The 21,261-nt window shown below is 64.7% G+C and carries 20 protein-coding genes; 12 read left to right on the forward strand and 8 right to left on the reverse strand.

Features of this window, described 5'->3' with window-relative positions:
* Positions 1 to 56 precede the first annotated feature (56 nt).
* From HZS63_RS10640 to HZS63_RS10665, 6 genes are all read right to left on the reverse strand, one after another.
* The gene (locus HZS63_RS10640) at positions 57 to 1,847 is read right to left on the reverse strand and encodes an acyl-CoA dehydrogenase (RefSeq protein WP_180684014.1); all 1,791 of its coding nucleotides are present in this window, start codon (positions 1,845 to 1,847) and stop codon (positions 57 to 59) included.
* Positions 1,848 to 1,914: 67 nt separating this feature from the next.
* The gene (locus tag HZS63_RS10645; RefSeq protein ID WP_180684015.1) at positions 1,915 to 2,844 is read right to left on the reverse strand and encodes an electron transfer flavoprotein subunit alpha/FixB family protein; all 930 of its coding nucleotides are present in this window, start codon (positions 2,842 to 2,844) and stop codon (positions 1,915 to 1,917) included.
* Between the two features lie 14 nt (positions 2,845 to 2,858).
* Entirely contained in the window at positions 2,859 to 3,608 is a 750-nt protein-coding gene (locus HZS63_RS10650; RefSeq protein ID WP_180684016.1) for an electron transfer flavoprotein subunit beta/FixA family protein, read from the reverse strand.
* Positions 3,609 to 3,749: 141 nt separating this feature from the next.
* Positions 3,750 to 5,075 carry a mechanosensitive ion channel family protein gene (locus tag HZS63_RS10655; RefSeq protein WP_246316302.1) on the reverse strand — a complete coding sequence of 442 codons (1,326 nt, stop codon included), beginning with the start codon at positions 5,073 to 5,075 and terminating at the stop codon, positions 3,750 to 3,752.
* A 35-nt stretch (positions 5,076 to 5,110) separates the two neighbouring features.
* Positions 5,111 to 5,896, reverse strand: coding sequence for an enoyl-CoA hydratase (locus tag HZS63_RS10660; RefSeq protein ID WP_180684017.1), 786 nt, complete (start codon positions 5,894 to 5,896; stop codon positions 5,111 to 5,113).
* A gap of 17 nt (positions 5,897 to 5,913) precedes the next feature.
* Positions 5,914 to 6,864 carry a histone deacetylase family protein gene (locus HZS63_RS10665; RefSeq protein WP_180684018.1) on the reverse strand — a complete coding sequence of 317 codons (951 nt, stop codon included), beginning with the start codon at positions 6,862 to 6,864 and terminating at the stop codon, positions 5,914 to 5,916.
* Between the two features lie 28 nt (positions 6,865 to 6,892).
* On the opposite strand from HZS63_RS10665, the gene HZS63_RS10670 reads away from it, so the two are divergent.
* The 8 genes from HZS63_RS10670 to HZS63_RS10705 all read left to right on the forward strand — a co-directional run bounded on the left by HZS63_RS10670 (position 6,893) and on the right by HZS63_RS10705 (position 16,871).
* On the forward strand, positions 6,893 to 7,816 hold the full coding sequence (locus tag HZS63_RS10670; protein WP_180684019.1) for an AAA family ATPase: 924 nt from the start codon (positions 6,893 to 6,895) through the stop codon (positions 7,814 to 7,816).
* A gap of 43 nt (positions 7,817 to 7,859) precedes the next feature.
* The gene (locus tag HZS63_RS10675) at positions 7,860 to 8,873 is read left to right on the forward strand and encodes a DUF58 domain-containing protein (protein WP_180684020.1); all 1,014 of its coding nucleotides are present in this window, start codon (positions 7,860 to 7,862) and stop codon (positions 8,871 to 8,873) included.
* Positions 8,864 to 10,912 (forward strand): transglutaminase TgpA family protein, encoded by a 2,049-nt coding sequence (locus tag HZS63_RS10680; protein ID WP_343039982.1) that lies wholly within the window; start codon positions 8,864 to 8,866, stop codon positions 10,910 to 10,912. The genes HZS63_RS10675 and HZS63_RS10680 overlap by 10 nt, the downstream gene beginning before the upstream one ends.
* Positions 10,913 to 10,925: 13 nt before the next feature.
* Positions 10,926 to 12,053, forward strand: a complete 1,128-nt coding sequence (mltB, locus tag HZS63_RS10685; RefSeq protein WP_180684021.1) for a lytic murein transglycosylase B — start codon at positions 10,926 to 10,928, stop codon at positions 12,051 to 12,053.
* Between the two features lie 51 nt (positions 12,054 to 12,104).
* Positions 12,105 to 13,250: a hypothetical protein gene (locus HZS63_RS10690; RefSeq protein WP_219339164.1), complete on the forward strand. Its 1,146-nt coding sequence runs from the start codon at positions 12,105 to 12,107 to the stop codon at positions 13,248 to 13,250.
* Between the two features lie 74 nt (positions 13,251 to 13,324).
* Entirely contained in the window at positions 13,325 to 14,284 is a 960-nt protein-coding gene (locus tag HZS63_RS10695) for a TAXI family TRAP transporter solute-binding subunit (RefSeq protein WP_180684022.1), read from the forward strand.
* Positions 14,285 to 14,367: 83 nt separating this feature from the next.
* Positions 14,368 to 16,425 carry a TRAP transporter permease gene (locus HZS63_RS10700; protein ID WP_180684023.1) on the forward strand — a complete coding sequence of 686 codons (2,058 nt, stop codon included), beginning with the start codon at positions 14,368 to 14,370 and terminating at the stop codon, positions 16,423 to 16,425.
* Entirely contained in the window at positions 16,422 to 16,871 is a 450-nt protein-coding gene (locus tag HZS63_RS10705; protein ID WP_343039983.1) for a DUF1850 domain-containing protein, read from the forward strand. Before HZS63_RS10700 ends, HZS63_RS10705 begins: the two co-directional genes overlap by 4 nt.
* Here the strand turns inward: HZS63_RS10705 and HZS63_RS10710 are convergent.
* Both HZS63_RS10710 and HZS63_RS10715 read right to left on the reverse strand, forming a co-directional pair.
* A complete protein-coding gene (locus tag HZS63_RS10710; protein ID WP_180684024.1) occupies positions 16,837 to 17,796 on the reverse strand; it encodes an alpha-E domain-containing protein in 960 nt (319 codons plus the stop codon). The genes HZS63_RS10705 and HZS63_RS10710 overlap by 35 nt on opposite strands.
* A 13-nt stretch (positions 17,797 to 17,809) precedes the next feature.
* Entirely contained in the window at positions 17,810 to 19,255 is a 1,446-nt protein-coding gene (locus HZS63_RS10715) for a circularly permuted type 2 ATP-grasp protein (RefSeq protein ID WP_180684025.1), read from the reverse strand.
* Between the two features lie 177 nt (positions 19,256 to 19,432).
* Here HZS63_RS10715 and HZS63_RS10720 point away from each other — a divergent pair, with 177 nt between their 5' ends.
* From HZS63_RS10720 to HZS63_RS10735, 4 genes are all read left to right on the forward strand, one after another.
* Positions 19,433 to 19,825, forward strand: a complete 393-nt coding sequence (locus tag HZS63_RS10720; RefSeq protein WP_180684026.1) for a VOC family protein — start codon at positions 19,433 to 19,435, stop codon at positions 19,823 to 19,825.
* Positions 19,826 to 19,845: 20 nt separating this feature from the next.
* Complete coding sequence (locus HZS63_RS10725) at positions 19,846 to 20,040, forward strand: YqaE/Pmp3 family membrane protein (protein WP_180684027.1); 195 nt, start codon at positions 19,846 to 19,848, stop codon at positions 20,038 to 20,040.
* Positions 20,041 to 20,316: 276 nt separating this feature from the next.
* Positions 20,317 to 20,712: a DUF2784 domain-containing protein gene (locus tag HZS63_RS10730; RefSeq protein ID WP_180684028.1), complete on the forward strand. Its 396-nt coding sequence runs from the start codon at positions 20,317 to 20,319 to the stop codon at positions 20,710 to 20,712.
* A 67-nt stretch (positions 20,713 to 20,779) separates the two neighbouring features.
* On the forward strand, positions 20,780 to 21,247 hold the full coding sequence (locus tag HZS63_RS10735; protein WP_180684029.1) for a phosphate-starvation-inducible PsiE family protein: 468 nt from the start codon (positions 20,780 to 20,782) through the stop codon (positions 21,245 to 21,247).
* Positions 21,248 to 21,261: the final 14 nt, after the last annotated feature.

The following is a 21,261-nucleotide window of genomic DNA, read 5'->3' on the forward strand; positions in this document are numbered from 1 at the left end:
GGCAAAACAGCACCCTCTCGATGACATGACAGGGTGCTCAGGGGGGTGAAACCGCGTCAGAAAGCTTCCAGGGCCATCTCGGTCACACCCGGCGCGCCTTCAACCACAGCGTCACGCAGACCGGGAACGCGGGTGAGGATGTGGTCGGCATAGAAACGCGCCGTCGTGATCTTGGCTTGCATGAAGGCCGTGTCGTTGCCCGCCGCCAGTTCGCGCTCGGCCACCAGCAGCGCACGGGCCATCTGCCAGCCCGCCATCAGGTTGCCGGCCAGCATCAGGTAATTCACGCTGCCGGCATAAATGGCGTTGGGGTCGGCCTTGGCCTGCCCGGCGATGAACTCGACCACATCCAGGAACGCTTCGCGGGCTGCCTGGAGGCGCTTGAACATGGCCCGGGCGTGGACGTTGCCGCTGGCCTGCAATTCGGCCTCGGTGGCCTCGATCTGCTTGGCCAGCGCCTTGGCCCCCTGACCACCGTCACGGGCCGTTTTCCGGCCCACCAGATCATTGGCCTGGATGGCGGTGGTGCCCTCGTAGATGGTGAGGATCTTCGCGTCGCGGTAGTACTGTGCCGCCCCGGTTTCTTCGATGAAGCCCATGCCCCCATGCACCTGCACACCCAGGCTGGTGACTTCCAGACTCATTTCGGTGCTGTAGCCCTTGACCAACGGCACCATGAACTCGTAGAAAGCCTGGTTTTGCTTGCGGGTATCGGCATCCGGGTGGTGGTGCGCGGCATCATAGGCGGCCGCGGCCACGCTGGCCATGGCACGGCAGCCCTCGGTCAACGCCCGCATGGTCATGAGCATACGCTTGACGTCCGGGTGATGGATGATGGGTACGGCGGTATTGCGCGAGCCGTCCACAGGGCGGCTTTGCACGCGGTCACGCGCGTATTGCACGGCTTTCTGGTAAGCACGCTCGGCCACCGAAATGCCCTGCACGCCCACGGCGTAGCGAGCGGCGTTCATCATGATGAACATGTATTCCAGGCCCCGGTTTTCTTCGCCCACCAGGTAGCCGATGGCACCCCCATGGTCGCCGTATTGCAGCACCGCCGTGGGACTGGCCTTGATGCCCATCTTGTGCTCGATGCTCACGCAATGCACATCGTTGCGGGCACCCAGTGAGCCGTCGGGATTCACCAGGAATTTCGGCACAATGAAAAGACTGATGCCCTTGACCCCTTCCGGCGCCCCGGTGACCCGTGCCAGCACCAGATGCACGATGTTGTCGGCCATGTCGTGCTCGCCGTAGGTGATGAAAATCTTGGTGCCAAAGATCTTGTATGTACCGTCGGGCTGGGGCTCGGCGCGCGAGCGCACCAACGACAAGTCGGAACCGGCCTGCGGCTCGGTCAGGTTCATGGTGCCGGTCCACTCGCCTGAAATCATCTTGGGCAGATAGATGGCCTTCTGCTCATCGGACCCAGCCGTCAGCAATGCCTCGATGGCTCCATCGGTGAGCAGCGGGCACAGGGCAAAGCTCAGGTTGGCGCTGTTGAGGATTTCGCCACAGGCAGCGCCGATCGTCTTGGGCAGGCCCTGTCCGCCAAATTCAACGGGATGCTGCAAACCCTGCCAGCCACCTTCGGCGTATTGCTTGAATGCCTGTTTGAAACCCGGGGTGGTGGTGACTTTCCCGTCGTGGAAGGACGACGGGTACTTGTCTCCTTCCCAATTCAGGGGTGCGATCACGTCCTCGTTCAGTTTGGCACACTCTTCGAGCACCGCCTGCGCGGTTTCCAGGCCGGCATCCTCGAAGCCGGGCATTTGCGCCACCTGTTCCAGATCGGCGAGGTGCCGCATGTTGAACAGCATGTCCTTGACGGGGGCTTTGTACGTCATGTGTCTTGTCTCCGGGTAGGCATACGCAAAGGGCATCGCGAACGATGCCCTTGCTGGGGGTTGAGGATCAGAGGGCCTTGACCAATTCGGGCACGGCCTGGAACAGGTCGGCCTCCAGGCCATAGTCGGCCACGCTGAAGATCGGGGCTTCAGGGTCTTTGTTGATCGCCACGATCACCTTCGAATCCTTCATGCCCGCCAGGTGCTGGATCGCCCCGCTGATGCCGCAAGCGATGTAGAGCTGCGGCGCCACGATTTTCCCCGTCTGGCCCACCTGCAGGTCGTTCGGGGCGTAGCCCGCGTCCACGGCCGCACGGCTGGCACCGATGGCCGCGCCCAGCTTGTCGGCGAGCGGGGTGATGACTTCGTCGAACTTCTCGGCGCTGCCCAGCGCGCGGCCACCGGAGACGATGATCTTGGCCGCCGTCAGCTCAGGGCGGTCGCTCTTGGCCAATTCACTGCCCACATAGGCGCTCTTGCCGCTGTCGGCCACGGCTGCCACGGTTTCCACGGTCGCGTTGCCGCCCAAGGCGGCGGCCTCGAACGCGGTGGTGCGTACGGTGATGACCTTCACCGGATCGGCGCTTTGCACAGTGGCCATGGCGTTGCCGGCGTAGATGGGACGCTCGAAGGTGTCGGCGCTGATGACCTGGGTGATGTCGCTGATCTGAGCCACGTCCAGCTTGGCAGCGACGCGGGGAGCCACGTTCTTGCCGCTGGCGGTGGCGGGAAACAGGATGTGGGTGTAGTGGGCAGCGATGGCCAGGACCTGAGCAGCCACGTTCTCGGCGAGGCCGTGGGCGAGCGACTCGCCATCGGCATGGATCACCTTGGTCACACCGGCGATTTGGGCGGCGGCTTGCGCGGCCCCAGCGGCGTTATGACCGGCCACCAGAATGTGGACTTCGCCCCCGCAGGCTGCAGCGGCGGTGACGGTATTGAGCGTGGCGCCTTTGATCGAGGCGTTGTCGTGTTCGGCAATGACGAGTGCAGTCATGATTCGTGTTCTCCTCAGATCACCTTGGCTTCGTTTTTCAGTTTGTCCACGAGCGTGGCCACGTCAGGCACCTTGATGCCGGCCTTGCGTCCGGGAGGCTCTGCCACCTTGAGGGTCTTCAGGCGCGGGGTCACGTCCACACCCAGGTCTTCGGGCTTGACGGTCTCCAGCGGCTTCTTCTTGGCCTTCATGATGTTGGGCAGCGTCACGTAGCGCGGCTCGTTGAGGCGCAGGTCGGTGGTGACGACGGCGGGCAGACTCACGGAGAGGGTTTCCAGGCCGCCGTCGATCTCGCGGGTGACCAAGGCCTTGCCATCGGCCACTTCTATCTTCGAGGCGAAGGTGGCTTGCGGCAGGTCGGTGAGCGCGGCGAGCATCTGGCCGGTCTGGTTGGCGTCATCGTCGATGGCCTGCTTGCCCAGAATCACGAGGCCGGGCTGCTCCTTGGCCACGAGCGCGGCCAGCAGCTTGGCCACGGCCAGGGGCTGCAGCTCCACATCGGTTTGCACCAGAATGGCGCGGTCGGCACCGATGGCCATGGCGGTGCGCAGGGTTTCCTGGCACTGTGCCACCCCGCAGGAGACGGCGACGACCTCGGTGGCCACGCCCTTTTCCTTCAGGCGCACGGCTTCTTCCACCGCAATCTCGTCAAACGGGTTCATGCTCATCTTGACGTTGGCGATGTCCACGCCGGACCCATCGGCCTTGACGCGAACCTTCACGTTGTAGTCCACCACGCGTTTGACGGGGACCAGAATCTTCATGCCTTGCTCCTGTTGAGGTGGTTATCGAATGCGTCTTTGATTGACGTTTACGTAAACGTCAAGATTGTAAGCATCAAAAAAACGAACGACCGTTCTTTTTTTTGCATTATAGAGGGCCTCGAAAGCCCATGCAAGAACGGTTTAGTTATTTTTAATAACTTTGTGAATGACATCGGTGGCCGACGGCTCCGTATCGGGCGGGCGCGGGCTGCCGGCTGGCCAATGCAGCACGCGTTGCGGGAACGGGATTTCGACACCATGCTCGCGAAACAGTGCCAGGATGGATTTATTGATGTCAGAGCGCAAACCCAACTGACCATTTTCCGGGTCGGCAATCCAGTAGCCGAGTGTAAATTCGAGCCCATCGGCTCCGAAAGCGGACAATGAGGCAGATGGCGCGGGATCGCGCAACACACGGGGGTGACTCAGGGCGGCTTCCATCAGCAGCCGGCTGACCAATTCGACATCGCTGCCATACGATACGCTCACCACGCTCGACTGCCACACCTTCGGATCGGCCAACGAGAGGTTTTCCACCCGATTGGTGATCAGCACCTCGTTCGGCACGATGGACTCTCGGCCAGTGAGGTTGCGGATGACGGTGAAGCGGGCTTTGATGTCGGTCACCCGGCCTTCGAAGTTGTCGACGCGGATCATGTCGCCGATGCGCATGCTGCGCTCGGTGAGGATGACGAAGCCGCTGACGTAGTTGGCGGCCAGTTTTTGCAAACCGAAACCTATGCCCACGCCGATGGCCCCGCCCAGGACGGACAGTGCCGTGAGGTCGATGCCCACCGATGACAGTGCGACCATCAGCCCCACGAACATGAGCAGGGCACGGGTGGCGTTGCTGGCCGCTTTGCGCAACGACAATGCCTCCGGTCCGGTGGCCGCTTTCAGCAAGCGAGCCTCGATGGCAGAAGAAATCCACAAGGTGATCACCAGCACAATGGCGGCCGTCAACGCCCCTTCGATCAGCGTTCGGAGCGACAGGCTGCTGCCACCCAGTTTCCAGGTGATTTTGTCCAGTTCACTCAGGAGTACCGGCAGCAAGCCGCTGACCCAAAGCACCATGCCCAGCCAAGCGACCCAGGAAATGGTGCGCTCGATGGGCCGCAGCCAGGCCGCATCGCGGAAAGCCACCTGCAACACCTTGACACCCACCCGGATCACCACCAGAGCCACCAGCACCGGAATCACCAAACGGAACACGGCGAGCGGCTGGAACAGCTGCAGGGTGGAGCGTGTGCCGTAAGCCAGTATCAGCAGCAGGGCCGGGAACAGCACACCGTCCACCAGGCGGCGGCCGAACCAGATGGAGGACGACTCATCGGGCCGGAAAGTCCGGCGGGCCAGCGCCACGATGCTCCATGCCAAGACCACACACCCCACCAAGGCACCCAGCTCCACCAGTGCCCCGGGCTGGAGGAAGGCCTGCAACCACAGGGTGAAATCGTTGATCGGCATGGGGGCGGCGGCCCCGGATCTCGTCGCCACCTCACTCATACGCGCCACGCGGGAGGACGCTTGTCGATGAAGGCCTGCACGCCTTCTTGCGCGACCTCATGCGCCATGTTGCACGCCATGGTCTGCCCAGCGAGCTGGTAGGCCGCCTCGATGCCCGTTTCGCGGTGCTGATAGAAGACGGCTTTGCCCATCGCAATGGCTTCGCGGGGCTTGGTGAGGATGGAAGCGACCAGCCGCTGCACTTCCGCATCCAACGCCTCGGCCGGCACCACGCGGTTCACCAGCCCGCGCAGCCGGGCCTCCTCGGCCGAGATGAATGCCCCTGTGAGCAGCATCTCCATGGCCACTTTGGCGGGCACGTTGCGCACCAGCGGCACGCTGGGGGTGGCGCAGAACAGCCCGACGTCGATGCCGTTGACCCCGAAGGTGGCCTCCTGCGCCGCGACGGCCAGATCGCACTGCGCCACCAGCTGACAACCCGCCGCCGTGGCCAGGCCCTGGACTTGGGCGATCACCGGCACAGGCAGACGCTGGATCTGCAGCATCATGCGGGAACACTGGGCAAACAACTGCTGGTAATAGGCCAGGGACGGGTTGGCCTTCATTTCCTTGAGGTTGTGCCCGGCGCAAAAAGCCTTGCCAGCAGCCGCGATCACGAGCACGCGGGCCTGCTCGTCGCAGGCAATCTCGTCGAGCCGGCTGGACAGAGCGGCCAGCATCGCTTCGCTCAAGGCATTGAAGGCCTTGGGCGTATTCAGGGTGAGGGTGTGCACGCCGCGGTCGTCGCGGCTGTGCAGCAGGATGGGGGCTTCTGCAGTCATGGTGTCATGGTGAAAAATCAGACCCCGGCCAGCACGCGCAGATGCGCCTCCACGCTGCGCGCCAGGGCGCTGAGGTTGTAGCCGCCTTCGAGCACGCTGACGATGCGCCCCTGGGCGTGGCGCCGGGCCACGGCCTTGAGCTGCTCGGTGATCCAGGCGTAATCCTGCTCCACCAAGCCAAGCTGGCCCAGGTCGTCCTCGCGGTGGGCATCGAAGCCGGCGCTGATGAAGATCATTTCCGGGCGGTGGGCCTCCAGGCGGGGCAGCCACGTGGCGTCGATGAGTTCGCGCACGTCCATACCCTTGGTGTAGGCCGGCACCGGCAGGTTGACGAGGTTCGGGGCGCTGGCATGCGGCCACTCGGGATAGAACGGGTGCTGGTAGAAACTGCACATGAGGATGCGCTCGTCACCCGCGACGATGTCTTCCGTGCCGTTGCCGTGGTGAACGTCGAAATCGATGATCGCCACCCGTTTCAGGCCATGCCGATCCAGGGCGTACTTGGCGGCCAGGGCCACGTTGTTGAACAGGCAGAAGCCCATGGCTTTGCCACGGCAGGCGTGGTGACCGGGAGGGCGCACGGCGCAGAAAGCGTTTTCGAGTTCGCCGGCAATGACCGCGTCGGTGGCGTTGAGGGCGGCCCCCGCCGCGAGCAGGGCCGCTTCCCAGGAGTGGACATTGATGGATGTGTCGGGGTCCAGCGCCAGGTGCGTCGGCCCGCCGGCGACGACTTCTTCACGCAGCTCGTCGGTGAGGCCACGCAAAGAGGCGATGTAGAGCCGGTCATGGGCCAGCTCCAGTTCGGACATCGAAGCAGGCGTAGGTTCACGGCGCTCCAGGGCATCGCCCAGGCCCGTGATCAGCAGGCGGTCCTCGATGGCTCCCAAGCGCTGCGGGCATTCGGGGTGGCCCGCGCCCATCTCGTGCCGGGTGAAAGCCCGGTGTGTGAAATAACCCGTCGGTTTCATCGCTGACGTTTTCCGGTATCGTGGCGGCATGGATGCCCCGCCTCACATTATTGCCTCGTTATTGCGCCAGCTTACCACGGTCATCGTCGGAAAAGATGCGCAGATCTGTGATGCCGTCACCTGTCTGCTGGCCGGCGGGCACCTGCTGATCGAGGACGTTCCAGGCGTAGGCAAGACGACGCTGGCGCATGCACTCGCCCGCACCTTCGGGTTGGCGTTCTCTCGGGTACAGTTCACCTCGGACCTCATGCCCAGCGATCTCATGGGCGTCTCGGTGTATGAGCGGCAACGGCAGGCTTTCGTGTTCCATCCGGGGCCGCTGTTCGCCCAGGTCCTGCTCGCCGACGAGATCAACCGCGCCAGCCCCAAAACCCAGAGCGCCTTGCTGGAAGCCATGGAGGAAAAACAGGTATCGGTGGAAGGCGAGACGCGCCGCCTGCCGCAACCGTTCTTCGTCATTGCGACCCAGAACCCGCACGACCAGCTCGGCACGCACGCCCTGCCCGAGTCACAACTGGACCGCTTCCTCATGCGCCTGAGCCTCGGCTACCCGAGCCGGGACGCGGAGCGCACGCTGCTGCGCGGACAGGACCGACGCGAACTGCTGGAACATCTGCCCGCCCTGCTCGACGCCCGCCAGCTGGCCGAACTACAGGCCATGGTCGATCAGGTCAGTGCCTCCGATGCGGTATTGGACTACCTGCAGGACCTCCTTGAGGCCACCCGCAACGGCCAGTGGTTCGTGCAAGGGCTGAGCCCGCGGGCCGGGCTGGCGGTGTTGCGTGCAGCCAAGGCTCGGGCGCTGATCGAAGGCCGGCGCTACGTAGCCCCGGACGACGTGGCAGCCATCCTGCCGCAGACGACAGCCCACCGCCTGGTGGCGACCGGGATTTCCGGGCGCGGCGCCTGGGAGCAGGTACAAGCCATGGTGGCGGCTACGCCACTGCCTTGAAGGCAAACACTGAACTCCGCGCCGCCCCCAGCCTCCAAAACCCATGCCCACTGCCCACGCCCTGACCCGCGGCACGCCTTCGCGCGCGTGGCGAACGCGCTGGCACGACTGGTGGTTGAGCCGCCTCCCTCAGGCTGACCAGACCACCCTCACCCACCGCAACCTTTACATCCTGCCCACCCGGGCGGGTTGGATGTTCGCCCTCACGCTGGTGCTGCTGCTGTTGGCGAGCATCAACTACCAGCTCAACCTGGGCCACCTGCTGACCTTTCTGATCGCGGGCAGTGCGGTGATCGGCATGCACGTGGCGCACCACAACCTGCGCGGTCTACAGCTCAGCCTGCACCCGGCCGACCCGGTGTTTGCCGGCCAGGCCGCCCCGGTGGACGTGACCGTGCACAACCCCACGCGGCGGCCGCGTTATGGCTTGGGCCTGCGCTGGCAGGATGGCGCATCCGACCCGCACGCGCTGATCTGGACCGACGTGCCCGCTCAAGGCAGCGTCACCGTGCGCCTGACGCGGCCAACCCGGCACCGCGGTCGCATGCCTCTGCCCCCGCTGCGGGTGGAAACCCTCTTTCCCCTGGGCACCTTTCGGGTTTGGCACTGGTGGCGGCCGGCATCGCAGTTGTGGGTCTATCCCGCACCCGAGACCCCGGCCGCGCCGCTGCCCCTGGGCAGCCATGCCGAAGACGGCCCCGCCTGCCTGACCCCAACGGGACGTGGCAGCGACGAAGTGGATGGCGTGCGCCCCTACCGACGCGGTGACCCGCTCAAGTGGGTGGTCTGGAAAAAGGTGGCACGTCTGGCCGAAAGCGGCGCGGGCCACTGGGTGAGCCGGGATTTCAACCACCCCCCCATGGCTGAGCTCTGGCTCGACGAACGAACCTGCGGCCTGCACGATGGGGAGGGTCGCCGCTCCCGCCTGTGCGCCTGGGTGCTGCAAGCCGATGCCCTGGCCATCGACTACGGGTTGCGACTGAACGGCACGGACATTCCACCTGGACAGGGCCCGGCCCATCGTCGGCGCTGCCTGGAGACTTTGGCGTGCGCATAGCCAACAGCAGGCTCTGGCAGCCGGGAACGCTGCCCCGCGAAACCCGCGACACCCTGTTCCTGCTGGGGGTCATCGGCTGGATCGTCGCCCTGCAGTCGCCTCACATCCCTCTGTGGTGCACCGTCATGACGTCCATGGTGCTGCTCTGGCGCGGTTGGCTGGCCGTCGGCGCCCGCTCCTTGCCCGGCTGGCCCTGGCGGCTGGCTTTGCTGGTGGGCGCCACAGCAGGCACCTTCAGCAGCCATCAGACCATACTGGGGCACGAGGCCGGCGTCACCCTGATCGTGGTGCTGCTGGCGCTCAAGACGCTGGAGCTGCGCGCCCGGCGTGACGCTTTCGTGATCTTTTTCCTGGGTTTCTTCACGCTGCTGACCCATTTTTTCTATTCGCAGACACTGCTCACCGCCCTGGGGATCCTGCTGGCCTTTCTGGGGCTGCTGACCGGCCTGGTGCTGGCACACATGCCCGTTGGCCATCCCCCCCTGTGGCGCGCGGCACGGCTGGCCGGCGGCATGGCCTTGCTGGGCGCGCCCATCATGCTGGTGCTGTTCATGCTGTTCCCCCGCTTCGCACCGCTGTGGGGCATTCCCACCGACAGCGGATTCGGGCGCAGCGGTCTGTCGGGCGAGATGCAGGTCGGCCAAATCGCACGCCTCGCCCTGGACGACAGCATTGCATTCCGGGTCGAGTTCGAGGACGGCCGCCGACCAGCGCAGGACCAACTGTATTTTCGTGGCCCCGTCATGAGCGTGTTCGACGGCCTGCAATGGCGCCCCAGACCCCGCACACCCCTGGCGACGCCAATGCCGCCGCTCGACATCCTGGACACCGCTGAGGCCATCCGTTACCGGCTGACGCAGGAACCCAGCAACCGCCCCTGGGTGATGACCCTGGAGGCCACCCCCAGCCTACCGCCCATCGCCGGACAGCAGGCCCGGCTTTCCCCCGAACTGGAATGGACCGTGGACCGGCCACTGACCGACGTCACCCGCTTCGACGCCGTGGCCCATCCCCACTTCCGGCACGGCCCGGCGCAGCGCGATGCCACGCTGCTGCCCGATCTCGAGCTGCCCGGGGGCTTCAACCCGCGCACGCTCCAGCTCGCACAGGACCTGCGGCGCGAACTCGACCACACGCCAGAACCAGAGCCCTACATCGACGCCGTGCTGCAACGCCTGCGCACCGGCGGCTACGCCTACACCCTGGAGCCCGGCCTGTACGGCCGCCACACCGCCGACGAATTCTGGTTCGACCGCCGAGCGGGCTTTTGCGAACACATCGCGTCCAGCTTCGTCATCCTGATGCGGGCACTCGACATCCCGGCCCGGGTGGTCACGGGCTACCACGGCGGCGAGATCAACCCCGTCGATGGCGTGTGGACCGTGCGCCAGAGCGATGCACATGCCTGGGCCGAGGTGTGGCTACCCTCCCGGGGCTGGACCCGGATCGACCCCACCGCCTACGTGGCGCCGGCACGTACCACGGAACTGTCGCGCTTGCGCCCACCACCCGGTCTGGTGGCCAACGCCATGCTGCGCATTCACCCCGACTTGCTGTGGCAGGTACGGGCATTCTGGGAGGCCACCAACAACCGCTGGAACCAGTGGGTATTGAACTACACCTCCAGCCGGCAGATGGATCTGCTGCGTCAGTTGGGCTTCAGTTCACCCAGCTGGACCGACCTTTTCCATCTCATGATCGGCGCCCTGGTGTTCGCCAGTCTGCTGGGGGCCGCCTGGACGGCCTGGAGCCACGCCCGCCACGACCCCTGGCTGCGACTGCTGCACCGGGCGCGCGCCCGGCTGCAACAGGCGGGACTCGAACTGCCACCCCAAGCCACCCCGCGGCAGATGGCGACGCAACTCACCGGCCCGCAGGCCCATGCCGAGGCGCTACAGCGTTGGCGCGACTGGCTTCTGGCCCTAGAGGTTCAGCGTTACGATCCGTCCAGCACCATCCGGCTCGCGGCCTTGCGCCGCGACTTCCGCCGTTTGCCTGCCCTACCTGCCCTACCCCCTCTTGCCAACCCAACCCCCTGAAACCGCCGTGTCGATGGTTCCCTCACGTTTCACCGCCGCTCACCCGCCCCGCCATCGCTGCACAGCCCTGCTGGCCTCTCTGCTCGCGGCCGTCGCGTTGTGCGCGCACGCCCCGACCTCCGCTGCGCAGTCGGCAGCCACCAAGGTACGCCCCCAAGCCGCGCTGGGCCACTACGCCCAGCACGAAGCGGCCCTGACCTTCGCGCGCGAGATCGACACCCAAGAGCTGTGGGAAGACGCCTGGGCTGAACGGTGGATTCTTCAGGCCCAACGCAACCCCCAGGTGATACGGCTGATGACGCCCGCCCCCGCCGGCACGCCGCGCAACTGGAACGTGTACCGGGACCGCTTCGTGGAGCCACGACGGCTGCAGGCCGGCCTGCGCTTTTGGCGCGAACACGAGCCTACCCTGCGCCGGGCCGAGGCCGAGTTCGGCGTACCGGCGTGGCTGATCGTTGGGATCATCGGCGTCGAGACGCTGTACGGCCAGCACACCGGTACTTTCCGCACACTGGATGCCCTGGCCACACTGGCTTTCGACTTTCCCGCCGAGCATCCGCGGGCCGAGCAACGCAGTGCTTTCTTTCGCAGTGAACTGCATGCCTTGCTGCGCCTGAGCCGAGACCTGGGCATGCCTCCCACCCAGTGGCTCGGCAGCTATGCCGGTGCCATGGGCTTGCCCCAGTTCATGCCCAGCAACTGGACGCGCTACGGCGTGGACTACGACGGCGACGGTCGCATCGACCTGCTCAACAGTCCGGCGGATGCCATCGGCTCCGTGGCACACTATCTCCAGGCCTTCGGCTGGAAGCCCGGCACGCCCACCCACTACCCGGTCACGCTCGACACCAGCCGCCTGGCCCTGGACACGCTGCTGGCACCCAGCATCCTGCCCACCTTCGACGCCCGCGCCCTGGCCGACAAAGGTGTGCTGCTCGACGCCGCCGGGCAAGCCCACCCGGGCCCGCTCGCGCTGGTGGAATTGGAAAACGGCGATCCTGAGCGTGGTGGCGCCCCCCGAACTTACCTGGCTGGCACGGAAAACTTCTATGTGATCACCCGTTACAACCAGAGCAGCTACTACGCCATGGCGGTCATCGAACTCGGGCAGGCAGTGGAAGCCCTATGGCGCGCCCGCTGACCGCGCCCTAGACTGCAAGGGTATCCGCTGACTGCCCATCTCCACTGCCCCATGCCCCCCATCGGACCAACACCCTCAGAGCAGCTCCCCACGGCTCCCCCGTTCGGCCACGAAGCCCCAATCGCCGAACGCATCGACTGGCTCTACCGGCTCGCGGACCGCCACGGACAAGCCTTTCGCGGCCCGGAAGCCTGGCTGGCCCGTCAGCGCTACCTGGCCGAACACCCGACCGCGATTGCGGCCCTCAAATGCATGGACGGACGCATCAACCTCTCGGTGGCCACGCAGACGCCGGCTGGCATCCTGATGCCCTTTCGCAACCTGGGTGGCATGTTCAATCTCGGCTGGCCACACCTCGGCGAAATCCTGACCCACCATGTATTGAGCATGATCAATGCGGGCCGCCGCGTGCTGCTGCTCATCACTTACCACTGGTCGCGAGGCGACGTCAAGCGTGGCTGCGCGGGCTTCCATTACAACCGGCAGGCCAGCATGGAGCACGCGTGGGCGATACGGCAACAGGTGTCGCATTTGTTCGGCGGCGCCCATCAGACGGTGTATCCCCTGGTGTGCGGCTTCGAAACCGATCAGGAAGCGCTGCTGCTGCACAGCCCGGAGGGGGGCTCACTCGACATGGCTGAGCTGGCCAACCATCCGCAGACCCCGCTCGAACCCCGTCTGGCGGCTTTGCTGCCCGACCTGCCAGCCCCGATGCGCGCCGACCTGCTGCCGCTGTTGCAAGGCAATATCGCCCACGTCATCGAAACCCGAGCACAAACCGCGCGCCGGCAACGCGAGCTCGCCATCGAACACCGTGAATGGGTCATCTGCCTGGGCCGAGGCTTCGATTTCCTGCACACCCCCAACCTGGCGCTCATCGTCGGCCCCTACAGCCCGGACTTGGCCCACCCCATACGCACCGCCGCGCAGATCATTCAAAGCAACATGGACGAAGGCCGCATCCCCGATGACGGCTTCCTGCTGCTCGCCTCGGTCCCCTATGAAACCATGGGAGTGGAACGCGCACGGGCGGAACTCAAATCCCGATTCCTGGAACAGTTCGCTGCCGATGTGATTCGGCAGGCGTTTCCCCGATTGGCCGAACGCATGCACCGGCAAGCGGCCGTGCTGGACTGGCACGCACGGCGCCTGGAGCGGCTCGGCTCCATACACGACGGCGCGGCAGGCACACAGTAAGTAGAACTCCGGGCATGGCAGCTTGTCATCCTGCAGTAAGATCATCAGGTCCAAACATTTCCACAGGAGACCGTATGCGACTGCTACAAAAGCTCGGACTGATCGTCGGCCTCGGTGCCGCCCTCGTGGCCGGCACCGTATCGGCCCAACAGCAACAGTTCATCAACGTGCTCACCGGCGGTCAAAGCGGGGTGTACTACCCGATCGGTGTCTCGCTTTCGCAAATCTTCGCCAAAGACATCCCGAACACCCGCTCCACCGCTCAGGTGACCCGCGCTTCCGCTGAAAACCTGAACCTCTTGCAGGCCGGCCGCGGTGAGTTGGCCTTTACGCTGGCCGATGCCCTGTCCGACGCCTGGAACGGCAATGAAGAAGCTGGCTTCCGCACCAAACTCGATCGGCTGCGTGGCTTCTCCGCCACCTACAACAACTACATCCAGATCGTGGCCAGCGCCGACGCCGGCATCCGCACGCTGGCCGACCTCAAAGGCAAGCGCGTGTCTGTGGGGGCCGCACGCTCCGGCACCGAACTCAACGCCCGCGCCATCCTCAAAGCTGCCGGCATGAGCTACAGCGATCTGGCCAAGGTCGAGTACCTGCCTTTCGGCGAATCGGTCGAACTGATCAAGAACCGCCAGCTCGACGCCACACTGCAATCGGCCGGCCTGGGTGTGGCCTCGATTCGCGACTTGGCCACCGCCGTGCGCATCGTGGTCGTGCCCATTCCGCACGACGTGATCGCCAAGGTCGGAGACCCTGCCTATCAGCCCTCGGTCATCCCGGCCAACACCTACAACGGCCAGACCGAAGACGTGCCGACCGCCGCCATCCCCAACTTCCTGGTGACGCACGCTGGCGTGCCTGAGGAGACGGTCTATCGCATGGTCAAGGCGATGTACGACAACCTCGACACCCTGCACGCCGCACACAGCGCCGCCCGTGCCATCAACCGCGAAAATGCCATCAAGGGCATGCCTGTGCCGCTACACCCGGGCGCAGAACGCTACTACCGCGAGGTCGGTGTCCTCAAGTGAGCCCTTTGGCTCCACATTGATGCCATGACGCATCCAACGGCCCCCCACGGGGCCGTTTCGGTTTCAACGCCCTCGAGGTTCACATGACACCCTCACACGCCAACGACAGCCAGGAAAACCGAGCCAGCCTGGCCGGCGCGATCTTCTGGATCGCCATTGCCTTTTCGGCCTACCAGTTGTGGATGGCCGCGTTCCATCCCTTGTCGAGTCAGGTCATCCGGGCCATCCACGTCGGCTTCGTGCTGCTGATGATCTTCGTGCTGTATCCGCCCTTCCATGGCCAGCGCGGCGGGCTCGGTACCAGTGGGCGCGTGCTCGGCTGGGCACTGGGGCTGGCCGGCTTTGCCACCGGCTTGTACCAGTGGTACTTCGAGGTCGAGCTCACGGTGCGCGCGGGTGAAATGGAGGGTTGGGACTGGGTGGTGGGCATCGTGCTCATTGCGCTGGTGTTCGACGCCGCGCGTCGCGTCATGGGCTGGGGCTTGCCCATCATCTGCGGCATCTTCCTGCTGTACGCCCTGTTCGGCCAGCACCTGCCGGGCAACCTGGCGCATCGAGGGTATGGGCTGGACCAGATCGTGGGCCAACTGGGTTTTGGCACCGAAGGTATCTATGGCACGCCGACCTACGTGTCATCCACCTACATCTTCCTGTTCATCCTGTTCGGGGCATTCCTGGAGCAGGCCGGCATGATCAAGCTGTTCAACGACTTCGCTATGGGCACCGTCGGGCATTCCCGTGGCGGGCCAGCCAAGGTGTCGGTCATCTCCTCCGGCCTGATGGGCACGATCAACGGTTCGGGCGTGGCCAACGTGGTCACCACCGGCCAGTTCACCATTCCGCTCATGAAGCGCTTCGGCTACAGCCCGGCGTTTGCCGGGGGCGTCGAGGCCACGTCCAGCATGGGCGGCCAGATCATGCCGCCCGTCATGGGGGCCGTGGCCTTCATCATGGCCGAAACGATCAACGTGCCCTACCTGTCCATCGTCAAGGCAGCCATCATCCCCGCCATCCTCTACTTCGTGACCGTGTTCTGGATGGTGCATCTGGAAGCAGGCCGCAAGGGCCTGTTGGGCCTGCCCAAAGAAGAATGCCCCAATCCCTGGACGGCGGTGAAGGCGCGCTGGTACCTGCTGCTGCCGCTGGCTGGGCTGGTGGGGCTGCTGTTCTCGGGCTACACACCGCTGTTCTCGGGCTCGGTGGGCCTGGCGCTGACTGTGGTGCTGATCTTCGGGGCAGCGGCCATCAGCGGCATCAAGGGGTTTGCGCTGCGTGCGCTGTTCTGGGTGCTGCTGGGCTTTGCCTGCGCTGGTTTCTTCCAGTTCGGGGTGGGCACCTTCTTCGTGGTCACGGCCGTGCTCATCGCCATCACCTACCTGCGCCGCGTCGGGGGTGACACGCGGCAACTGGCGGTGCGTGCGTTGGTCGAAGGGGCCAGGCATGCCCTGCCGGTGGCCATCGCCTGTGCGCTGGTGGGCGTGATCATCGGCGTGATCAACCTCACCGGCGTGGCCGCCGAAATGGGCGGCTACGTGATCGCGATCGGTCGTGAAAGCCTGTTCCTGGCGCTGTTCCTGACCATGCTGACCTGCCTGATCCTGGGCATGGGCATTCCCACGATCCCCAACTACATCATCACCAGTTCGCTGGCCGCGCCGGTGTTGCTGGAACTCGGGGTGCCGCTGATTGTGTCGCACATGTTCGTGTTCTATTTCGGCATCATGGCCGACCTGACGCCACCGGTGGCACTGGCCGCCTTTGCCGCCGCCCCCATCGCCCGGGAGAAGGGGCTGAAGATCAGCCTCAATGCGGTGCGGGTGGCAATCGCCGGGTTCATTGTGCCGTACATGGCGGTCTACAGCCCGGCGCTGATGCTCCAGGGCGACAGTTGGACGGCCACGCTGTGGATCGTCTTCAAGGCGCTGGTGGCCATCGGCATGTGGGGGGCGGGCGCCATCGGCTACCTGTTCAGCCCGTTGCAGTGGTGGGAGCGGATCGTGGCCGTCGTGGCGGCGAGCTTCCTGGTGGTGGCCCTGCCCATCACCGACGAAATCGGCCTAGGATCGGTGGCCCTGTTCCTGGCGTGGCACGTCTGGCGCACGCGGCGTCAGCGTGGTCACAGACATTACACCCAGTCGTGAACCTGTTCGCTGGCGGAATCTGTCTGAGCCTCGCGCTGGCCGGCGGGCCGCCAGCGGTCTTTCTGCCATGGGAACACTTCACCCTGGCCTGGATGCACTCGATCGAGAAGGTGCGCTGGGAGGAAGATTACGCCGTTGTGCGGGACGCTGGCGGCGTCTGGTCGCTGCAGGCGGTGGAAAGCCGCGTCAAAGGATCGGGGGCCGGCATGGATCCCCCACCTGGTGCGGTCTGGCGCGACGGTTGGTTCGTGCATCGACCAGCGGCCATTCGGGTCGATGTCTTGCGCCTGAGCCGTTCAGACTTCGTACCCGATTACGAACTATGCACTGCCACGGGCTGTCATCCGCTGTCCCACCATCTGCCGAGCGATGGCGGCACCACTTTGGTACAGGCCTGCGGCGCTGGCCAGCTCAGGACGCAACCGGGATCAGGAAATTCTGGCTGATGCGGGTGCCCAGCATGTTCACCCGGTCCAGAAACTGGGTGAGGAAGGCATGCAGGCCGTTGGCCAGGATCTCGTCGATCCTGGAAAACTGCAGTTCAGCCCGCAGCTTGCCTGCGTGGCGTTCCGTCTCGGCCGACGTTTCGTTGCTGACCGCGCGCAGGTTGTTCACCACCTCGTTCATGCAGGCCAACAGGCTGCGCGGCATGTCGGGCCGCAGGATCATGAGTTCGGCCACGCGCTCGGGGGTGATCACGGCGCGGTAGACCTTGCGATAGACCTCGAAGGCGCTCACGCTGCGCAGAATGGCGCTCCAGTGGTAGAAGTCCAACTCCTGGTCTTCCTCATTGGCGGCGCCGTAAAAATCACTCTCCACGGCGTGGAATTTCACGTCGATCAGGCGGGCCGTGTTGTCGGCGCGCTCCAAAAAGGTGCCCATGCGGTAGAAATGGAAGGCCTCGTCCTGCAACATGGTGCCGATGGCCACGCCACGGGAGAGGTGCGAGCGGAACTTGACCCACTCGAAGAATTCGGTGGGGTCCTTCTCGAAGATCCGGCTCTGGAGCAGGCGTTGCAGTTCGAGCCAGGTCTGGTTCTGCGTCTCCCACAACTCGGTGGTGAGGACACCGCGCACGGCCCGGGCGTTCTCGCGCGCTGCCCGCAGGCAGCTCACGATGCTGGAGGGGTTGCTCTCGTCCCGCACCATGAAGTGCAGCACGTCTCGGGGCGTGACCTCGCCGTACTGGTACTGGTAGGCAGGCATCAGTTCACTGATGCGCAGCAACCCCTCCCAGCCGACCTGCGCCACCCCGGCCGACTGCGGCAGCAGCGAGGTCTGGTAGTTCACATCCAGAATGCGGGCGGTGTTTTCCGCACGCTCGGTGTAGCGCGACATCCAGAACAGATGGTCAGCGGTTCTCGACAGCATGGCTATGTCTCCCTCAGGCTTCCAGAATCCAGGTGTCCTTGGTACCACCGCCTTGTGACGAGTTCACGACGAGCGATCCGGCCTTCAGCGCCACGCGCGTCAGGCCGCCGGGCACCATCTGCACCTTCTGGCCGCTGAGCACGAAAGGTCTCAGGTCGATATGGCGTGGCGCGATACCCTCCTCCACATACGTGGGACAGGTGGACAGGCTGAGCGTGGGCTGCGCAATATAGCCCTCGGGCTTGGCTTCGATCGCCTTGCGAAAGGCTTCGATCTCGGCCTGAGTGGCCGCCGGGCCCACCAGCATCCCGTAACCACCGGCGCCATGCACTTCCTTGACCACCAGGTCTTTCAGGTTGGCGAGGATGTATTTCAGATCATCGGGCTTGCGGCCCATGAAAGTGGGCACGTTCTTGAGGATGGGTTGTTCGCCCAGGTAGAACTCGATCATCTGCGGCACGTAGGGGTAGATGGACTTGTCGTCGGCCACCCCGGTGCCGATGGCGTTGCACAGCGTGACGTTGCCTTTGCGGTAGGCGTCGAGCAGGCCGGCACAGCCCAGCGTGGAGTCGGGCCTGAAGGCCAGCGGGTCCAGAAAGTCGTCGTCCACCCGGCGGTAGATCACGTCGATGCGCCTGGGGCCGCGCGTCGTGCGCATATAAACGAAACCGTCCTTGACGAACAGGTCCTGCCCCTCCACCAGCTCCACCCCCATCTGCTGGGCCAGGAAGGCGTGTTCGAAATAGGCGCTGTTGTACATGCCGGGGGTGAGCACCACCACCGTGGGCTCGGCCGCGTGCGCCGGGCTGACGGCGCGCAGCGTGTCCAGCAGCAGGTCAGGGTAATGCGCCACGGGGGCGACGCGGTGGCGGCTGAACAGTTCGGGAAAGAGCCGCATCATCATCTTGCGGTTTTCCAGCATGTAACTCACGCCGCTGGGCACGCGCAGGTTGTCTTCCAGCACGTAGTATTCGGCCTCGCCCTGCCCGCCCGGCACGGGAGCCCGCACGATGTCGATGCCTGCGATGTGCGAATACACCCCCCTCGGTATATCCACGCCCATCATCTCACGGCGAAACTGGGCATTGCCCTCGATCTGCTCGCGCGGCACGATACCGGCCTCGAGAATGTCCTGGTCGTGGTAGATGTCGTGCACAAATCGGTTCAGCGCGTTGACCCGCTGGATCAGACCCTTTTCCAGATAGCGCCATTCGTGCGCCGGAATGATGCGCGGGATCAGGTCGAACGGAATCAGCCGCTCGGTGCCGGAGCCATCCTCGTCCTTGTCACCATAGACGGCAAAGGTGATGCCCACGCGGCGGAAGATCATCTCGGCTTCCTCCCGCATGTCGGCCATCACCTCGGGCGCTTGCTCGGCCAGCCACCGGGCGTAAGTCTGGTAGTGGGCCCGAACCTGATCGGGGGCGGCGTGCATTTCGTCGAAGATCGGTCGGCTCATGGTGGCGTGCGGGAAATGGGATGGTCCCGATGCGGAACCCGGACACTTGCATCTTAGCAAGTAGCAGGCCAACCATCACCGATCCGAACCTGGCCTCCGAAGTGTGGATATCATGTCATTCCCGATCGGGGTGGGCCCATTGTCGGCGCCCGCGACTTTTTTACCAGGAGACAACGCATGTTCAGTCACGTGATGGTGGGAAGCAACAACATCGAAGCATCGAAACGCTTCTACGACGCCGTACTCGGCGTGCTGGGAGTGGGCGAGGCCATACGCAACACGGCCGCCAGCGGGCATCAGCGCCTGTTCTACCGGCATGAGGGGGTGTCGTTTGCGGTGACGCAACCCATCAACAACGAACCGGCCACCTGTGCCAACGGCAGCACCATCGGTTTCAAATGCAGTTCCCCGGAACAGGTGCAGCAGTTCCACGATGTGGCCGTGGCCAACGGTGGCACATCGATCGAATCCCCGCCTGGCCCCCGGCAAGGCCCTGCGGGCACGCTGTACCTCGCCTACGTGCGCGACCCCGACGGCAACAAGCTCTGCGCGCTGCACCGCCCCAAGTAGTCAACGACGGCTGACAGACCATGCGCCTGCTCCTGGCCATCTTTCTGCCCTGGCTGCAGTTCTTCACGATCGGCCGCCCGTTCGCGGGCATCATCTGCCTGATCCTGCAACTCACCCTCATTGGATGGATTCCGGCTGCGCTGTGGTCGGTCTACGCCCTCAGCCAGTACAAGACCGACAGGAAAATTGAGCTGGCGCTGGGCAGAAAGCCCTGACCTCGACAGGCGGGTAGGGGCTACACGGTCACCGTTTTCCAGTGTCCGCGCCTAGGCCAACGGGATCTGAATCAGCCGACGGAGGACGAGGTTGAACCCAGGTGGCGCCTTCGGTCAAGAAACCGAACCAGGATCGGGTGTCATCGTGCTGGATACCGCGAAGGAAGGCGCGCAGGTCAACTCAGAACAACGGGCCTGCGCGGCGGTGGGGTCGAGGGTGCTCATAGGGGCTTTGGGGCTCCATCATAGGTGCAATGAACTGGTGCGGCGCCCACCATGAACCTGCCTTACCAGACCCTTGCCGACGCGGTGCTGTTGCTGCACCTGGGCGTGGTGCTGTTTGTGGTGCTGGGCCTGCCGACCATCGTGATCGGCAACCGGCTGCGCTGGCCCTGGGTCAACGGGCTGGGCTGGCGCATGGCGCACCTCGTCACCATTGCGGTGGTGGCGCTGCAGGCTTGGCTCGACCGCTACTGCCCGCTCACCGTGATCGAGTCGGCGCTCAGGCAACGGGCGGGGCAAGCCGGTTACGAGGCCAGCTTCGTGCAGCACTGGGTGGAACGCCTGATCTACCACCACGCGCCGCTGTGGGTGTTTGCGCTGCTCTACACCGCCTTCGGTCTGCTGGTGGTGTGGGCCTGGTGGCGCTACCCGCCCAGGCGACAAAGCTGATCCATGTCAAGTGTTGCTTTGCCGGACTGCCGTACAGTGAAAACCGGAACAGACACCAGAGCGTGGCATGAGCGAACAGCAACACCCTGACGCCTGCGAAAGACATTTGGGTCCGCCCAATGGCGACAAACTGATCACCCACCTGAACCTGCTCATCCGGCAGGCCATACGGTTGCTGGCGGTGCTGATGGTGATCGTGATCTTCCTGTGCGTGGCCGACGTGGCTTTCGTTCTCTACGAAAGATTGATCCAACCACCCTATCTGTTCCTGAGCCTGAACGACATCTTCGTGGTTTTTGCGTCGTTCCTGGCAGTGCTGATCGCCATCGAGATCTTCGCCAACATCACGCTCTACCTACGGGACGATGTGATCCACGTGCGGCTCGTGATCGCGACGGCGCTCATGGCGATTGCCCGCAAGGTCATCGTGCTGGACTTCAACACGGTGTCGCACCAGTACCTGTACGGCGTGGGCCTGATCGTGCTGGCCCTGGGCGTCACCTACTGGCTGGTGGCATCCAAGGCCCGGACCTGACACCGGGCCCGCTG

The organism is Tepidicella baoligensis (genome assembly GCF_013432195.1).
In the GTDB taxonomy this organism is placed as follows: Bacteria; Pseudomonadota; Gammaproteobacteria; order Burkholderiales; family Burkholderiaceae_C; genus Tepidicella; species Tepidicella baoligensis.

Excerpts from the sequence above, each read along its gene's own strand:
- HZS63_RS10640 (WP_180684014.1), bottom strand. The coding sequence starts at position 1,847 with ATGACGTACAAAGCCCCCGTCAAGGACATGCTGTTCAACATGCGGCAC.
- HZS63_RS10645 (WP_180684015.1), bottom strand. The coding sequence starts at position 2,844 with ATGACTGCACTCGTCATTGCCGAACACGACAACGCCTCGATCAAAGGC.
- HZS63_RS10650 (WP_180684016.1), bottom strand. The coding sequence starts at position 3,608 with ATGAAGATTCTGGTCCCCGTCAAACGCGTGGTGGACTACAACGTGAAG.
- HZS63_RS10655 (WP_246316302.1), bottom strand. The coding sequence starts at position 5,075 with ATGCCGATCAACGATTTCACCCTGTGGTTGCAGGCCTTCCTCCAGCCC.
- HZS63_RS10660 (WP_180684017.1), bottom strand. The coding sequence starts at position 5,896 with ATGACTGCAGAAGCCCCCATCCTGCTGCACAGCCGCGACGACCGCGGC.
- HZS63_RS10665 (WP_180684018.1), bottom strand. The coding sequence starts at position 6,864 with ATGAAACCGACGGGTTATTTCACACACCGGGCTTTCACCCGGCACGAG.
- HZS63_RS10670 (WP_180684019.1), top strand. The coding sequence starts at position 6,893 with ATGGATGCCCCGCCTCACATTATTGCCTCGTTATTGCGCCAGCTTACC.
- HZS63_RS10675 (WP_180684020.1), top strand. The coding sequence starts at position 7,860 with ATGCCCACTGCCCACGCCCTGACCCGCGGCACGCCTTCGCGCGCGTGG.
- mltB (WP_180684021.1), top strand. The coding sequence starts at position 10,926 with ATGGTTCCCTCACGTTTCACCGCCGCTCACCCGCCCCGCCATCGCTGC.
- HZS63_RS10690 (WP_219339164.1), top strand. The coding sequence starts at position 12,105 with ATGCCCCCCATCGGACCAACACCCTCAGAGCAGCTCCCCACGGCTCCC.
- HZS63_RS10695 (WP_180684022.1), top strand. The coding sequence starts at position 13,325 with ATGCGACTGCTACAAAAGCTCGGACTGATCGTCGGCCTCGGTGCCGCC.
- HZS63_RS10700 (WP_180684023.1), top strand. The coding sequence starts at position 14,368 with ATGACACCCTCACACGCCAACGACAGCCAGGAAAACCGAGCCAGCCTG.
- HZS63_RS10710 (WP_180684024.1), bottom strand. The coding sequence starts at position 17,796 with ATGCTGTCGAGAACCGCTGACCATCTGTTCTGGATGTCGCGCTACACC.
- HZS63_RS10715 (WP_180684025.1), bottom strand. The coding sequence starts at position 19,255 with ATGAGCCGACCGATCTTCGACGAAATGCACGCCGCCCCCGATCAGGTT.
- HZS63_RS10720 (WP_180684026.1), top strand. The coding sequence starts at position 19,433 with ATGTTCAGTCACGTGATGGTGGGAAGCAACAACATCGAAGCATCGAAA.
- HZS63_RS10725 (WP_180684027.1), top strand. The coding sequence starts at position 19,846 with ATGCGCCTGCTCCTGGCCATCTTTCTGCCCTGGCTGCAGTTCTTCACG.
- HZS63_RS10730 (WP_180684028.1), top strand. The coding sequence starts at position 20,317 with ATGAACCTGCCTTACCAGACCCTTGCCGACGCGGTGCTGTTGCTGCAC.
- HZS63_RS10735 (WP_180684029.1), top strand. The coding sequence starts at position 20,780 with ATGAGCGAACAGCAACACCCTGACGCCTGCGAAAGACATTTGGGTCCG.